The sequence below is a fragment of the Brenneria salicis ATCC 15712 = DSM 30166 genome, from assembly GCF_003315515.1.
In the GTDB taxonomy this organism is placed as follows: Bacteria; Pseudomonadota; Gammaproteobacteria; order Enterobacterales; family Enterobacteriaceae; genus Brenneria; species Brenneria salicis.
The window spans coordinates 1-15,124 of sequence record NZ_QNRY01000002.1; the positions used below are offsets into that span (position 1 = coordinate 1).

The 15,124-nt window shown below is 54.0% G+C and carries 13 protein-coding genes and 1 pseudogene; 5 read left to right on the forward strand and 9 right to left on the reverse strand.

What is annotated here, in order from left to right; genetic code table 11:
• Both DES54_RS01545 and DES54_RS01550 read left to right on the forward strand, forming a co-directional pair.
• Positions 1-203, forward strand: a pseudogene (locus DES54_RS01545) (IS630 family transposase); the annotation flags it as partial.
• 81 nt (positions 204-284) lie between these two features.
• The gene (locus tag DES54_RS01550; protein ID WP_113864869.1) at positions 285-638 is read left to right on the forward strand and encodes a FlxA-like family protein; all 354 of its coding nucleotides are present in this window, start codon (positions 285-287) and stop codon (positions 636-638) included.
• Between the two features lie 77 nt (positions 639-715).
• Here the strand turns inward: DES54_RS01550 and DES54_RS01555 are convergent, their stop codons facing one another.
• From DES54_RS01555 to DES54_RS18540, 6 genes are read right to left on the reverse strand one after another with little or no spacing between them, the layout of a single operon-like run.
• Complete coding sequence (locus DES54_RS01555; RefSeq protein WP_113864870.1) at positions 716-928, reverse strand: DUF3820 family protein; 213 nt, start codon at positions 926-928, stop codon at positions 716-718.
• A 4-nt stretch (positions 929-932) separates the two neighbouring features.
• Positions 933-2,987: an NAD-dependent DNA ligase LigA gene (gene ligA, locus DES54_RS01560; RefSeq protein WP_113864871.1), complete on the reverse strand. Its 2,055-nt coding sequence runs from the start codon at positions 2,985-2,987 to the stop codon at positions 933-935.
• A gap of 28 nt (positions 2,988-3,015) precedes the next feature.
• Positions 3,016-4,449: a bifunctional D-glycero-beta-D-manno-heptose-7-phosphate kinase/D-glycero-beta-D-manno-heptose 1-phosphate adenylyltransferase HldE gene (gene hldE, locus DES54_RS01565; RefSeq protein WP_113864872.1), complete on the reverse strand. Its 1,434-nt coding sequence runs from the start codon at positions 4,447-4,449 to the stop codon at positions 3,016-3,018.
• A gap of 48 nt (positions 4,450-4,497) precedes the next feature.
• Complete coding sequence (gene glnE / locus DES54_RS01570; protein WP_113864873.1) at positions 4,498-7,350, reverse strand: bifunctional [glutamate--ammonia ligase]-adenylyl-L-tyrosine phosphorylase/[glutamate--ammonia-ligase] adenylyltransferase; 2,853 nt, start codon at positions 7,348-7,350, stop codon at positions 4,498-4,500.
• Positions 7,351-7,405: 55 nt separating this feature from the next.
• Positions 7,406-8,740 carry a CYTH domain-containing protein gene (locus DES54_RS01575; RefSeq protein ID WP_113864874.1) on the reverse strand — a complete coding sequence of 445 codons (1,335 nt, stop codon included), beginning with the start codon at positions 8,738-8,740 and terminating at the stop codon, positions 7,406-7,408.
• Positions 8,741-8,748: 8 nt separating this feature from the next.
• Positions 8,749-8,898, reverse strand: coding sequence for a hypothetical protein (locus DES54_RS18540; protein ID WP_169050418.1), 150 nt, complete (start codon positions 8,896-8,898; stop codon positions 8,749-8,751).
• A gap of 135 nt (positions 8,899-9,033) precedes the next feature.
• On the opposite strand from DES54_RS18540, the gene DES54_RS01580 reads away from it, so the two are divergent.
• Both DES54_RS01580 and DES54_RS01585 read left to right on the forward strand, forming a co-directional pair.
• Positions 9,034-9,654: a TIGR04211 family SH3 domain-containing protein gene (locus DES54_RS01580; protein WP_113864875.1), complete on the forward strand. Its 621-nt coding sequence runs from the start codon at positions 9,034-9,036 to the stop codon at positions 9,652-9,654.
• 129 nt (positions 9,655-9,783) lie between these two features.
• Positions 9,784-11,022, forward strand: a complete 1,239-nt coding sequence (locus tag DES54_RS01585) for a multifunctional CCA addition/repair protein (RefSeq protein WP_113864876.1) — start codon at positions 9,784-9,786, stop codon at positions 11,020-11,022.
• 71 nt (positions 11,023-11,093) lie between these two features.
• Here the strand turns inward: DES54_RS01585 and bacA are convergent, their stop codons facing one another.
• Both bacA and folB read right to left on the reverse strand, forming a co-directional pair.
• The gene (gene bacA, locus DES54_RS01590; RefSeq protein WP_113864877.1) at positions 11,094-11,912 is read right to left on the reverse strand and encodes an undecaprenyl-diphosphate phosphatase; all 819 of its coding nucleotides are present in this window, start codon (positions 11,910-11,912) and stop codon (positions 11,094-11,096) included.
• Between the two features lie 258 nt (positions 11,913-12,170).
• Positions 12,171-12,524 carry a bifunctional dihydroneopterin aldolase/7,8-dihydroneopterin epimerase gene (folB, locus tag DES54_RS01600; protein ID WP_113864879.1) on the reverse strand — a complete coding sequence of 118 codons (354 nt, stop codon included), beginning with the start codon at positions 12,522-12,524 and terminating at the stop codon, positions 12,171-12,173.
• Positions 12,525-12,631: 107 nt separating this feature from the next.
• On the opposite strand from folB, the gene plsY reads away from it, so the two are divergent.
• Positions 12,632-13,264, forward strand: coding sequence for a glycerol-3-phosphate 1-O-acyltransferase PlsY (gene plsY, locus DES54_RS01605; RefSeq protein ID WP_113864880.1), 633 nt, complete (start codon positions 12,632-12,634; stop codon positions 13,262-13,264).
• Between the two features lie 93 nt (positions 13,265-13,357).
• Here the strand turns inward: plsY and DES54_RS01610 are convergent, their stop codons facing one another.
• Positions 13,358-14,944 carry a methyl-accepting chemotaxis protein gene (locus DES54_RS01610; RefSeq protein ID WP_113864881.1) on the reverse strand — a complete coding sequence of 529 codons (1,587 nt, stop codon included), beginning with the start codon at positions 14,942-14,944 and terminating at the stop codon, positions 13,358-13,360.
• Between the last annotated feature and the right edge of the window lie 180 nt (positions 14,945-15,124).

Consider the following 15,124-nt stretch of genomic DNA (forward strand, 5'->3'; position numbering starts at 1 on the left):
AGAATCCGAAGTTTCGTGTTATTTATCAGCCGGTTTACTCGCCCTGGGTAAATCATGTTGAACGGCTGTGGCAGGCGCTGCACGAAACGATAACCCGAAACCTCCAGTGCCGCTCAATGTGGCAGTTACTGAAAAAAGTGCGTCACTTTATGAATACTGTCAGCCCATTCCCCGGTGGGAATCATGGGTTGGTAAAAATGTAGCGATATTAGGATCAGTTATTTAGTTGCAGACAAGCGGCAATTTTAAGAATGATGGGTGTGGATATATTTTCTGGAGGGAACATGTCAAATACCATTAGTAGCATCAGTGTATCGACAGCTACCAGCAGTAGTAAAAGCAGCAGTAATACTGAGCAACAGATTGCGCAGTTGAGTAAGCAAATTCAGACGCTGACGCAAAAAGCCAGTAAGTTGGCGGCCTCTGCCACCAGCGCCGGAACAGAGGAAGAAAGTAAACAGATAGAGAAACAGCAGCAAATCATTCAGTCACAAATCCAGATGTTACAGGCTCAAATCGCTCGCTTACGCAACGAAGAAGCGGAAAAACAGACGGATGCGGTTTCTCAGACTCAGGCGACTAAACAAGAAAACGTTAATCTTCCTGATGAAAAAAGCCAGATTAATATCTACGTATAGTCTTATTTTTTTGGCTAATAAAACAAAGGCATCGTTAAACGGTGCCTTCATTTTATCTGTACGAATGTCTGGCGGCATCATCGTTTCAGCGGCTGAATCAACCTCTGCAAACCTTCTATTTTTATGGCCAACGCCAGTTGCATAAGCTCGCCTAATCGTCCTTTGGGAAACTCGCCTTTGCGGGCAAACCACAACAGATATTCCTCCGGCAAATCGATCAGAGCACGTCCCTGATATTTACCAAAGGGCATCAGCGTATTGGCAATTTCCAGCAGATCCTGTTTTTCCATAAGATCAAGCTCCCAACAGGCGGATCATTTCCGCTTCATCAATAATCGGGATCCCCAGTTCCTGCGCTTTGTTCAGTTTCGATCCTGCCGCTTCCCCGGCAATCACCATATCGGTTTTTTTCGATACGCTGCCACTGACTTTTGCCCCCAGCGCCGTCAGCCGGTCTTTGGCTTCATCACGGGACAAAATGCTCAACGATCCGGTCAGCACCACTGTTTTACCGGCAAATGGGCTGTCGATCTCCTCCGCTTTGACTACCACTGGCGCAGGCCAGTGAATGTTGATGCCTGCGGGATCGGTTAAGTCGCGGATCACTTTTTGATTGTGATCTTCATCAAGGAAATGACGCACATGGGCTGCCACCACTTTCCCCACGTCAGCGACTTCAAGCAATGCCTCTTCATCCGCCGCGAATAACGCGTCCAGCAACCCAAAGTGCGCCGCCAGATTCGCCGCCGTCGCCTCACCAACATCACGGATCCCCAACGCATACAGGAAACGCGCCAGCGTGGTGTTTTTCGCTTTATGCAATGCGTTCACCAGGTTCTGCGCCGACTTCGGCCCCATACGATCAAGGCCGGTCAGAATACCTGCCGTGAGCCGGAACAGATCGGCTGGTGTTTCGACATACTGTTTTTCCACCAGTTGATCAATAATTTTGTCGCCCATGCCCTCTACATCCAGCGCGTGACGGGAAACAAAATGCTTCAATGCTTCTTTGCGCTGCGCACCACAAATTAGCCCTCCGGTACAACGCGTAACGGCTTCGCCATCAACGCGCTCCACATCGGAATGGCACACAGGACAGTGCGTGGGGAATTCAATTAGCCGGGCATCCGCCGGACGCTCAGACGCCACCACGCCCACAACCTGCGGGATCACATCACCCGCCCGGCGGACAATAACCCGATCGCCAATCTGCAACCCAAGACGCTCGATTTCATCGGCATTGTGCAGCGTCGCATTGCTGACCGTCACCCCGGCGACCGCCACCGGTTCAAGACGGGCAACAGGCGTGATAGCCCCGGTGCGCCCAACCTGAAATTCGACATCGCGTATCCAGGTCAATTGTTCCTGAGCCGGAAATTTGAAGGCCACTGCCCAACGCGGGGCTTTGGCAACAAAACCGAGGCGCGCTTGCAACGCCAGATCGTCCACTTTGATCACCACGCCATCAATGTCGAATCCCAGCGAAGCACGTTCCTGTTCAACCTGATGATAGAAATCGAGGACCTCGGCGCTACCGGTACAACGCTTGATGCGATCGCTGACCGGCAATCCCCACTGTTTAAACCGCATCAGGCGTTCCCAATGGCTGTCCGGCAACTCGCCGCCCTCCAGCAAACCGACGCCATAGCAGAAAAAGGTCAGCGGACGTTTGGCGGTAATCCGGGGATCAAGCTGACGCAACGATCCGGCGGCCGCATTACGCGGATTGGCGAACACTTTGCCGTCGGTGCGTCTCGCTTCGTCATTCAGCTTTTCAAAACCGCTGTGTTTCATGAACACTTCACCACGCACTTCCATCCGTTGCGGGATGTTGTCGCCCCTGAGACGTAAAGGAATCGCGCCGATGGTGCGAATGTTGCTGGTGATGTTCTCGCCGGTGGAGCCATCGCCGCGCGTCGCGCCGCGCACCAGCATCCCATCTTCGTACAACAGGCTGACAGCCAGCCCGTCCAGTTTCAGTTCGCAGCAGAATGTCAGATCCTCAGATCTTTTCAGCCGATCGCCAATACGCTTGCTGAACGCCAAATAGCTGTCTTCATCAAAGACGTTATCCAACGACAGCATCGGTACTTCGTGCCGCACCGGTTCGAACGCGGACAACGGCGCGGCGCCTACGCGCTGAGTCGGAGAATCGTCGGTCACCAGTTGTGGGTACGCCGCTTCCAGCGCCTTCAGTTCCTGCATGAGCCGGTCATATTCCGCATCGGGAATTTCCGGCGTATCTTCAACGTGATATTTGTATTCATGATGACGCAACAATGCGCGCAATGCTTCGACGCGTAACGTTGCCTCACGCACTTCGGCTGACTCTACATTCAATGGTTTCATACCTGTATCAATGACGCGATATCATTCGTTAGTCGGATTTGCCCGCTTTAATGATATTAATGATGTTGGTGGTGGAGCAGCCATCCTCAAAATTCAGGACTTTAACTTCCCCGCCGTTAGCCCAGACTTCTTCACTGCCCGCGATCTGATGCGGCTGATAATCACCGCCTTTCACCAACACATCGGGCAGCACGTCGGCAATCAGGCGCTGCGGCGTGTCTTCCTCGAACGGTACGACCCAGTCCACGGCTTCCAGCGCGCCCAGCACGATCATGCGCTGCGCCAGCGGATTCACCGGACGGGTTGGTCCTTTCAGTCGCTGCGTCGACGCATCGCTGTTTACCGCAACGATCAGCCGATCTCCCAACTTGCGGGCATTGGCTAAATAGGAAACATGTCCCGCGTGCAGAATATCGAAGCAGCCATTGGTCATGACAATCTTTTCGCCGCGCGCGCGCGCCTGCGCAACCGCCTCTTTCAACTGTTGTTCGCTCATCACGCCAAAGCCCGTTTCGGCGCGCCCACGAATGGCGTTTTCCAGTTCAATCGGCGTAACCGTTGACGTACCCAGTTTGCCCACCACCACGCCCGCGGCGGCATTTGCCAGAAAACAGGCTTCTTCCAGTGTGTTGCCGGCGGCCAGCGATGCGGCCAGGACGCCAATCACCGTATCTCCGGCCCCGGTCACGTCATACACTTCCTGAGCCTGCGTCGGCAAATGCAAAGGTTCCTTGCCCGGCTGCAACAACGTCATTCCCTGTTCGGAGCGGGTAATCAACAGCGCCGACAGTTCATAGTCGGCCACTAGTTTCATCCCACGGGACACTAATTCATCCTCACTCTTACAACGCCCCGCGACCGCTTCAAACTCGGACAGATTGGGCGTCAGTAATGTCGCGCCGCGATAGCGGGAAAAATTAGTCCCTTTTGGATCGATCAACACCGGCACGCCGGCGGCTTTTGCGGTCTGGATCATGGTCTGAACGTGCACCAATGCCCCTTTCGCATAGTCAGACAATACCAACGTGCCGATATGGGGTAATGCCTGCTGAATGCGCTCAACCATCGGCTGCGGATCAACGCCATCAAATCCTTCTTCAAAATCCAGTCGGATAAGCTGTTGATTACGTGACAGAACACGCAGTTTGGTGATGGTCGGATGCGTCGGCACGGACACGAAATCGCACTTCACGTTCACCTCGCCGAGCTTCGCGCTCAACGCCCGCGCCGCGTCGTCGATTCCCGTCAGGCCAACCAGACGCGAAGCAGCGCCCAGCGAGGCGATATTCATCGCCACGTTCGCCGCGCCGCCGGGACGTTCTTCAATGGTGTCAACCTTGACCACCGGCACCGGGGCTTCGGGGGAAATTCGGCTGGTCGGACCGTACCAGTAGCGATCCAACATCACATCACCAACCACTAACACTCCCGCTTTGCGGAAGTCAGGCAGCGTAACTTTCATCCCATACTCCAAACTTATTCGCAGATTGCGCGTGATAATATCACAGCCTCAGCCCAACCACTTATTCCAGCTCTGTTGTACCTGCCGCCGTTCAGCCGCAAATCGGTCCTGACTGACCCGCCCCGATAGCTCTTGTAATGCCAAATGATGAAGCTCATTGCGCAAAGTGACATAGGCGAGCTTGAGCGCATTCGCTTCAGCCTCTTCCATCACGCCATACTGCGCCATCAATTCCAGAATACGAACGTTATCCGACCAACGCGTGAGGCGCGGTTCCTGCGCGGCATAACGCAACACCAGATATTGCGCGATAAACTCAATGTCGGTGATGCCGCCGACGTCCGTTTTCAGATCAAACAGCGAACGGTCTTTGTTCGCCAGGTGTTGCCGCATTTTTTCACGCATTTCACGTACTTCTTTACGCAACGTGTCCGCATCGCGCGCCCGGCACAAGATAGCCCGCCGAATAGATTCGAACTGTTGCTGTACGCCCGCTTCACCATACACCATTCGCGCCCGCACCAAAGCCTGATGTTCCCAGGTCCAGGCCTCGTTGCGCTGATACTCGTCAAACGCCTCAACGGTACTGACCAGCATGCCCGCGGCGCCTAATGGCCGCAGACGGGCATCGACTTCATACAAAATGCCCGACGAGGTACGGGTACTGAACAGATGCATGACACGTTGCGCCAAACGCAGATAAAACTGACGTCCATCAATACAACGTTCGCCATCCGTCATCACATCGGATGGGCAATCAATCAGAAAGACCAAATCAAGATCCGAACCGTAACCGAGTTCCCAACCGCCCAGTTTTCCATAGGCGATAACCGCAAAACCGCGCCCTTCACGTTGCTGCAAATGTGCAGGCTGGTCGTAGCGCGCCGCCATTTTTCCCCACGCCTGCTGCACCACCGCGGCGATAATCGCTTCCGCCAGATAAGTTAAGTGATCGCTCACTTTCATTACCGGCAGCACGCCCGCAATATCGCCGGCGGCAATGCGCAACTGCTGCGCCTGCTTGAACTGACGCATCGCCTCCAACTGCTGTTCTTCATCCTCGTCGGGGACACGCATCAGATACTGGCGCAACTCGTCCGCATACTCGTCCGGCTTGGTCGGCTGGTACAGTGTTGCAGAATCGAGCAGTTCATCGAGCAGCAAAGGATAACGAGCCAACTGTCCGGCCACCATCGGAGAAGCGGCGCATAACCGGATCAATTGCGCCAGCGCCGCGCGCGATTCAAGCAATAACTCCAGGTAGGTGGTACGCGTCACAATCCCCAGCAAGAGCGGCGTCAAACGTGACAGAATGGTATCCGCTTCCTGACGAGCGCACACTTCCGCCAACAGGTTCGGCATCAGTTGATCCAGCACATCCCGGCCACGCGGCCCAATCGTCCGTTTCGCCACATCCTGACGAAACCCGATGATCTCACGCAGCAGTTTCTCCCGCACCGGTTCGGTTAAATGCGGCGTTAACGACGCCAGATCCGAGTCATCCAGCGTATCCTGCCACAGGCTGCAATAGCTGCCATGTTCAGGGATCGCATTGCCATCCGGCGCATCGTCGCCGATCAAGGCATTGAATACGTCACGCACCGCCTGCATATGCCGCGACAACGCGGCCTGCAATGCCGTCCAGTCGTCACACCCCATTCCCCACGCCAGCCGCTGCTGGTTTAATTCATCGTCGGGCAGAGTCTGGGTTTGTTCATCCGCAATCGCCTGCAACAAATTTTCCAGACGACGCAAGAACAGATAAGACTCGCTAAGCGCCATCACTTGTTCAGGAGCTAACAGCCCCAGCACGCCAACATGCCGGAGCGTCGGCAGCAACGCGCGTTGTTGTAAGCCGGGTTCTCGTCCACCGCGAATCAGTTGAAAAACCTGGGCGATAAACTCAATTTCACGGATCCCGCCCGCCCCGAGCTTAATATTGTTGCGTAAATCCCGGCGGCGAACCTCACGGGCAATCATGCCCTTCATATTGCGCAACGACTGGATCGCGCTGAAATCAATGTAACGGCGGAAAACAAACGGCTTCAGGGTGCTGCGCAACTCCTGACTGTAGTCATCCTCCATTCTCCCCAGCAGGCGAGCCTTGACCATCGCGTAACGTTCCCAGTCCCGCCCCTGCTCCTGATAATAATCTTCCATGGCCGCAAAACTGAGCACCAGCGGGCCGCTGTCGCCAAAAGGACGCAACCGCATGTCCACGCGATAGACAAAGCCGTCCACCGTCGGTTGATCCAGCACTTTAATCAGGCGCTGCCCTAAGCGGGTGAAGAACTGGGCGTTATCCAGTTCACGCCGCCCGCCTTGCGTCTGGCCATTTTCAGGATAGACAAAAATCAGATCGATATCGGAAGAGAAATTCAGTTCTTCCCCGCCCAGTTTTCCCATACCGAGGATCAACAAGGGTTGAGGAACGCCTTGTGCGTTAGCAGGGGTTCCCCATTCACGGCAACACGCCTGATACAGCCAGTCGCGGGCAAAAACAATCAACGTTTCTGCCAGTTCGCTCAGTTGTTTGAGGGTTTGTTCGGTCGTACTGGTGCGAAGTATCTGCGACCAGGCAATCCGCACCAGAATTCGGCGTCGGAACTGGCGCAGCGCGGTCATCAACGCGGCTTCATCATTGACTTCCGCCACCGCCGCTCGTAACCAATCCGGGTAGTGACGCCATTCCTCTGCCTGTGGCGGTTGCTGATGGAGCGCCGGCCACCAGTCGGGATGCATCGTCAAGGCATCGCTGACAAAGTCGCTTAATGCCAATACCGCCCGATCATGATCGGTGACAGGATCGAGGCGGGGAAGCGTTTCCTGTAAGCGTAATAAAACCCGTTGAGACTGCTGCGCCAATAATGCGGGTAACGATGGCAAAGGAAGTATAGACATGCTGTTTCCCTTGGTATGTCACCCACCCTCATTGGCGGGTGAACGCGATTAACGGTTAATCCCCGGCGCTGCTTAACCAGAATGGTGACTGGGCCAGCGCCTGTTTACGGCAGGTTTCCAGATACGGCGACGGCGTGTGATCGACGGCAAGCTGTTCGATTGCCTGAATCAATGCCCGCCAGTATTCGATATACGCTTCGACCTGTTCTGTCGGATAAGCGCCCGACAACAGATAAAAAGCATAAATACTGCGATGCAATCGCGGCAATTGCTGCACATATTGCACTTCGCTTAAGGGATTATTGAATGTACCGCGCAGGTCGGCGGCGCTTCGGCTCATCATGATATCGGCAAAGCGTTTATAGGAGCCCTGCAACCGCATACGGCCTTTGTTGTCCATATAATCGCGCCAGCCTGCTTTAACCAACCACGAAGTGAGCACCAGCTTACTTTGCAGATAGTCGACGCTGTAGCACAGTGTTTCGGCCTCGCCCGGCCCTGCGATTTTCGTCTCCAGACTGGTCAGCGCAGCTCGGAAAAGCGTCGTCACCTTGCGGGGAACCAGCCCGCCCACCAGCACCAGCATCTCGCGCATCAACTCGCTGGCCTGCTGCAAAGCATCACGCGCTACCGCATTGCCTCTGATCCAGAGTTCTTCATGATATTGCCAATGCGCCAAAGCATATTCCAGCGCGGCATTGATCGCCTGATCAATATTGGCTTTCGGCGCTACCGCGAGCACCCCGACAGAGCGACATTCACGCGCCGGATCCCCTTTGGCAAGAAGATAGCCGCGCGCCGCCTTGCTGAGACTCCCCTGCCGCAAGCCGCCAAAGTCAGCAATTTCCTTTGCCAGATCCAGCAGATGCGCCGTCTGCCCGACTTTAAGCTCCATCTCCAGTTCGCAGAGCGGTTCGCTTCGTTCGCCCGCCCGAATCTCGCCGCGGTCAAACGCCACCTCGATAATGCTCTGATGGTAAGTAAACAACCATTTTTCACGCGTAAAGTCCGTGCTGAACAGGGGATTGAGCAAGGATTGCAAGCGCGTTAAATCACAATTTTCCGGCCAGATCTCCGCCGGAAACAGACTGAGATCCAGTTCCGCTTTTTCCAGCGCCACATTGTATTCCGGGTGCTGATGTAATCCGCCGACGACTTTACCGGCTGTTTTCGCCGTCATTTCATAACGTTCGTTCTCTCCGCGGATGCGCAGGCCAATCCCGTTGCGGCGCAGATAGTTGTCCGCCGTTTCATAGTAGGTATTGGTTAGCCGCTGGGCTCGCAGGTGTTCGCTCTGGCTGTACTCGCTCTGCCAGCCGGCCAACTGCCTGAGCAGCGAATCAACGCTGTCGGGATGAACGATAAACTTCAATTCTATTTCTTCACTCATAACATTTACTACACCGGATTCAGCGCCATTTGCGCCAGTAAATAACATTTTACTTCAGCTTGCCACTGTTGCAGCACACTCTCTTTTTCGCCTGCGAACAAGCGCGCATTTCTTGCCCGCCGCCAGGTTGGTGTTTCATCCTGAATACGGGAAAGCACGAGAAAACGCGGTATTCCGGCTCACCGCGCCGTCGGCGGCCCAAGAGTAAGATAGTTCTCATTCAGGTTTAATCATTGCCTCGTCAGACTTAAGCCTCTACTATCAGTCTACAATTCACGCAACACGATGATCTTATGCAGAAATTATGCCTAATTTGTTTTACCTTGATGACGTTCACCTTGGGTTCGGCGGCCCATGCCGAAGAAAAACGCTATGTTTCCGACGAGTTACTGACCTATATCCACAGTGGCCCCGGTAACCAATACCGCATCATCGGCACGCTGAACGCCGGCGATCAGGTCACCGTACTTAGCGTCAATGAAGGGGCAGGTTATGCACAAATTCGCGATGAAAAAAATCGCACCAGTTGGATCCCGCTCAATCAGTTAAGCGAAACCCCCAGCCTGCGTACTCGCGTACCTGAATTGGAAAATCAGGTCAAAGACCTGACCGACAAACTGAGTAATATCGACCAGACCTGGAATCAGCGAACGTCTGAGATGCAGCAAAAAGTCGCTGCCAGCGACGAGATCATTAACGGATTGCGTAACGAAAATCAGGATTTGAAAAATCAGTTGATCGTTGCCCAGAAAAAAGTCAGCGCCGCCAATGTCCAGCTTGACGACAAACAGCGCACCATCATTCTGCAATGGTTTATGTACGGCGGCGTTGTGGCCGGCGCGGGACTCTTGCTGGGTCTGCTGTTGCCGCATATTATCCCGCGCAGGAAAAAGAATGATCGCTGGATGGGATAACACGACAGATTCGCTTATCCGTCAAAACGGTGCTTATCGATTTTGCCTGCTTATGCAGGCATTTTTATAACGATGACGCAACAATGTTAATATACAGTAAATATCACCACCTCTCTCAGGAGCCCGGCATTGAAGATTTACCTTGTCGGCGGCGCTGTTCGGGACAGCCTGCTTGATTTACCCATCACCGAAAAAGATTGGGTGGTTGTCGGCGCCACGCCGGAGCAATTACTGGCACAGGGCTATCAACAAGTAGGAAAGGATTTTCCGGTCTTTTTACACCCTGTCAGCCACGACGAGTACGCACTAGCGCGAACCGAGAGAAAATCAGGCAATGGCTATACCGGCTTTGTCTGCCACACCGCGCCGGATGTCACGCTGGAGCAAGATTTATTGCGCCGGGATCTGACGATTAACGCCATCGCGCAAACGGAGCAAGGCGAACTGATTGATCCCTTCCAGGGCCGTCGCGACCTGGAAAACCGTGTGTTGCGCCATGTTTCCGACGCATTCAGCGAAGATCCGTTAAGAGTCCTGCGCGTCGCGCGCTTCGCCGCTCGTTTCGCCAGTCTTGGCTTTCAGATTGCGCAAGAAACGCTGACGCTGATGCAAAACATGACCCGTAACGGAGAACTGGCTTATCTGACGCCGGAACGGGTCTGGAAAGAAACGGAAAAAGCGCTCGGCACCCGTTCACCACAGGTTTACTTTCAGGTGTTGCGCGACTGCGGCGCGCTTGCGGTGCTATTCCCCGAAATCGATAAACTTTACGGCGTCCCGGCCCCGGCCAAATGGCACCCGGAAATTGATACCGGCATTCACACCTTGATGACGCTGGAAGTTGCCGCCCGCCTCAGCCCGGATATTGACGTCCGCTTCGCCACACTGTGCCACGATCTGGGCAAGGGCCTGACCCCGCCGGCGTTATGGCCCCGGCATCACGGTCACGGCCCCGCCGGGGTCAAACTGGTTGAGTCACTGTGTCAACGCTTGCGTATTCCCAACCCTATACGGGATCTGGCCAAACTGGTGGCGGAATACCATGACCTGATCCATACCGTCCAGATATTGCAGCCCAAGACGTTGATGAAACTGTTTGATGCCGTTGACGTCTGGCGTAAACCACAGCGGCTGGAACAATTGGCGATAACCAGCGAGGCGGATGCCAGAGGACGCACCGGCTTTGAAGAACGCCCTTATCCACAGGGCGATTATCTGCGCGAAGCGTTTCGCGTCGCCAGCAGCGTGAACAGTGCGGAAGTGGTCGCCGACGGTTATGAAGGCATAGCGATCCGCAACGAACTGATTCGCCGCCGAACCAACGCGCTGCAACAATGGAAAGCGCAACAGCCGGACAACACGGCGTAACCGGGCAAAGGCCGCCAAATGCGCGGCCTTTGCCGGTCCATTTAGGTTTATATAAACAGCTAAACAAACCGTTACATAAACACGATGTACACCACGCCCGCCACAATAAAGCGGTAGATGGCGAACGGGACGAAAGAAATGCGTTTGATAATCTGGAGGAAGGTTTTAATCGCGATTAATGCGACCACAAACGCCGTCACAAATCCCACCGCAAACATCGGCAGATCCGCCAGCGACAGGAAATGCCAGCTTTTGTAGAGATCCAATACGGTCGCCCCCATCATCATGGGAACCGCCAGGATAAAAGAGAATTCTGATGCGGCATAGCGGCTGACGCCCATCAGCATGCCGCCGGAAATAGTCGCGCCTGAACGGGAAAACCCCGGCCACAACGCCAGACACTGGAAGCAGCCGATCATGAACGCCTGACGGTGGGTGATGTCATCCAATCCGACGGCGCGCGGTTGTCTGGGCTTCAGCCATTCCGCGGCCAGCAACAGGAAACCGCCGACAATTAACGCATACATCACGTTTTCGGGGTTGAATAACGATTTGATGACGTCATGAAAAACCAGACCGAGCACCACTGCCGGGATCATCGCCAACAGAATATGGGTCAGTTTCAGGCAGCCTGAGGTTTGCCCTTCGTGCGGAACCTGACCGAAATGAATACCGATCAAGCCAAAAAGCCGCCGCCAGAACATGACGACCACCGCCAGAATAGAACCCAACTGGATAATCACCTCGAAGGTTTTGGCTTTCTCATCCACAAAGCCTAACCAATGGCCCACGATAATCATATGTCCTGTCGAGGAAACAGGTAAGAATTCCGTCAGCCCTTCAACGACTCCAAGAATAAACGCGATCAACAACGTATGCAGGTCTGCCATCTAAATTCCCTTGCCTCTTGTCGTAAACAATTTGTTGTAAACAATTTGTCGTAAAAACTTTATCGTAAACAATGAAAACGAAACCCATAAAACCGCAACAGCATGAATGACGGGCAGCAAGTCCGCCATAAAAAAGCGGCTGCGCTGCCGAGCGAGCCGCCAAATTCCCGCCAGAAGCATAGCGGGTATCTCCGTTATAGACCTGTGAGGTTACCGTTTAGTTGCAGATAAATCAGTATCAATTGAGCCAAATCAGATTTATCGCGTACCGCGCTCAATAATCACGCCTACCTGACGCGCCTGCGCCACCGCGCCCGGTTTGCTGACTTTGATACGCAACCAGGGGATTGAGAAACGCCGCATCAGAAGCTGCGCCACCTCTTCAGCCACCCGCTCCACCAGCGCAAAACGTTGTCCGGCAACGTGTTCGATCACCGCATCGCTGACATCCGCATAGCTCAGGCAGTCGCTCACCTCATCACTGGCCGCCGCCCGACGATTATCCCAGCCCATTTCGATATCGAACACCAGCTTTTGCTGAATGGTCTGTTCCCAGTCGTAAACACCAATGGTGGTAATGACGGTAAGTTCTTCAATAAATACGATATCCATCACGCTGTTCTCTGTTTTTGTCGTTGTCGGATACCACTTCCGACGGAATGTGCGTATTATCCATAGATGCGAAGAGTAAAACGACCCCTATTAAACGGAAACGCATTATGAGTGCAACCGCGCTTGGTATGATGTTAATCGCGTATCTATGTGGCTCTATTTCCAGTGCGATTCTGGTGTGTCGCATCGCCGGGCTGCCGGATCCGCGCCAACATGGTTCAGGCAACCCTGGCGCCACCAACGTGCTGCGTATTGGCGGGAAAGCCGCCGCTGCCGCCGTATTGGTTTTCGATGTGCTGAAAGGTATGTTGCCCGTCTGGGCGGCCTACGCGCTGGGCGTTCCGCCGTTCTATCTCGGCCTGACCGCCATTACCGCTTGTCTGGGGCATATCTATCCCGTTTTTTTTCGTTTTCGCGGCGGCAAAGGCGTTGCCACGGCTTTCGGCGCCATTGCGCCGATCGGTTGGGATCTGACCGGTCTGATGACCGGCACCTGGTTGCTGACCGTATTGCTGAGCGGTTATTCATCACTCGGCGCCATCATCAGCGCGCTGATTGCGCCGTTTTACGTCTGGTGGTTTAAACCGCAGTTCACCTTTCCCGTCGCCATGCTTTCCTGCCTGATCCTGTTGCGTCATCACGATAATATTCAACGCCTGTGGCGTGGCCAGGAAGGGAAAATCTGGCATAAACTCGGCAAGAAAAAGCCATCTGATACCCAGAAAGATGAGCAATGTTGATACGCGGATGCAATAAAAACAACGTGATGAAAAGCAAAAAGGCGCAGACGCCACATACAGCGCCTGCGCCCCGGTCAGGTACTTAACAACGGATTAATGCTGGCCGATAGCCATCATTTCCTGCCGATCCAGCTTGAACAACGCCATACTTTGCGCCAGTTGACGCGCCTGCTCCTCCAGCGAACGAGTGGCTGCGGCGGATTCCTCAACCAAAGAGGCATTATGCTGCGCGACTTCGTCCATCTGGGAAACCGCCAGATTGACCTGCTCAATACCGTTGCTCTGTTCACGCGTCGCCGTCGAAATCTCCCGCATCAATGTTGTTACATGCGCCACCGACGCGGAAATTTCATCCATGGTTTTACTGGCGATCTGCGCGATATCCTCGCCTTCTTTCACCCGCGTTTGAGAATCACTCATTAACGTTTTAATCTCTTTGGCGGACTGAGCGCTGCGTTGCGCCAGATTGCGCACTTCCCCGGCGACCACGGCAAACCCGCGACCTTGTTCACCGGCTCTGGCCGCTTCCACCGCCGCATTCAACGCCAGAATGTTGGTTTGGAATGCAATACCGTCGATAACCGCCAGAATATCGCCAATACGAGCCGAACTGCTGGAGATCGTATGCATTTTCTCAATCATCTGGCCCATCGCGTCGCTGCCTTTATCGGCAATATCAGAAACCGTCTGCGCCAGTTCATGCGCCTGGGCAGCATTTTCCGCATTGAGTTTCACTGTCGCGGTCAACTGCTCCATGCTGGCAGCAGTTTGTTCGAGCGATGCCGCCGATTCTTCGGTGCGCGCCGCCAGGTTCGCATTTCCCATTGCCAGTTCGCCAGTACCGATATCGATTTGTCCGCCAGCGTCACGCACGCGTCCTACCGCCAGCGAGAGGGAATGCTGCATGGTTTTCATCGACTGAATCAGCCGGCCAATCTCATTTCTGCCGCCTTCTTCAATCTCCTGCGTCAAATCACCGCTGGCAATAAACGCCAACTGAGCCACCGCACGCTCAAGCGGAGAGAGGATCAGACGCTTCAAGACGATCCAGGCGATCAACACCAATAACAGGGCCAGCCCGCCGGAAATACCGATGGTGATCAGGCGGCTGAAAGCGAAGCTCTCTGCCTGATCAACCATGCCTTGACCCACATTCAGGGCAAAATCGCGAAAATCGTTATTGGCCTTGTCCATGTCTATGCTGAGCGGCGGAATCACATTTTCCAGCACCCGATAATACTCATCCACCCGACCACGTTTCAGCGCATCAACCATTGGCTGAATACCTTTGTCGATATAGACGCTATAGTGGTTCTGCACCGCCGCGGCGAGGATCGTTCCCTCTTCCGTCACCGTGCCATAGCCCAAAAAGCGGATCATTTCCCGTCGGGACAGATCGATGTAGTTTTGCGCCCGCGCCACCGATGCCTCAGCCAACTCGGTCATTCCGCTTTCCATCTGGCGGGCGGCCAGCGCCGCGCCTGTCCTGGCGCGTAACGAAGCGGTATAACTGCCTGCCAACGCAGTGACTTCTTTTCCCTGAATTTTATCGATCGTAGTAAGTGACTTTATTCCCTGATTGATAGCGCTGACGCCAATCCCGCATACCAACGTCAATAGCAACACCATCATTCCCAACAAGACAATCAAATTCACTTTGATAGTGATATTTTTTAACATTACTTATTTCACATCCTGTATTAATGAGGAACATTTTATTAAAGAGAAAACCTCTCCAGCGCAATTTTTGCTCCACTTCTATCGGATTAATCTTTTTATTCTTTAATCCAGCTGCAATTTAGTAACTTAACTTCGCGTTGAAAAATTTATTTAATTGTTATGGTTTTATTAAAAACAAGT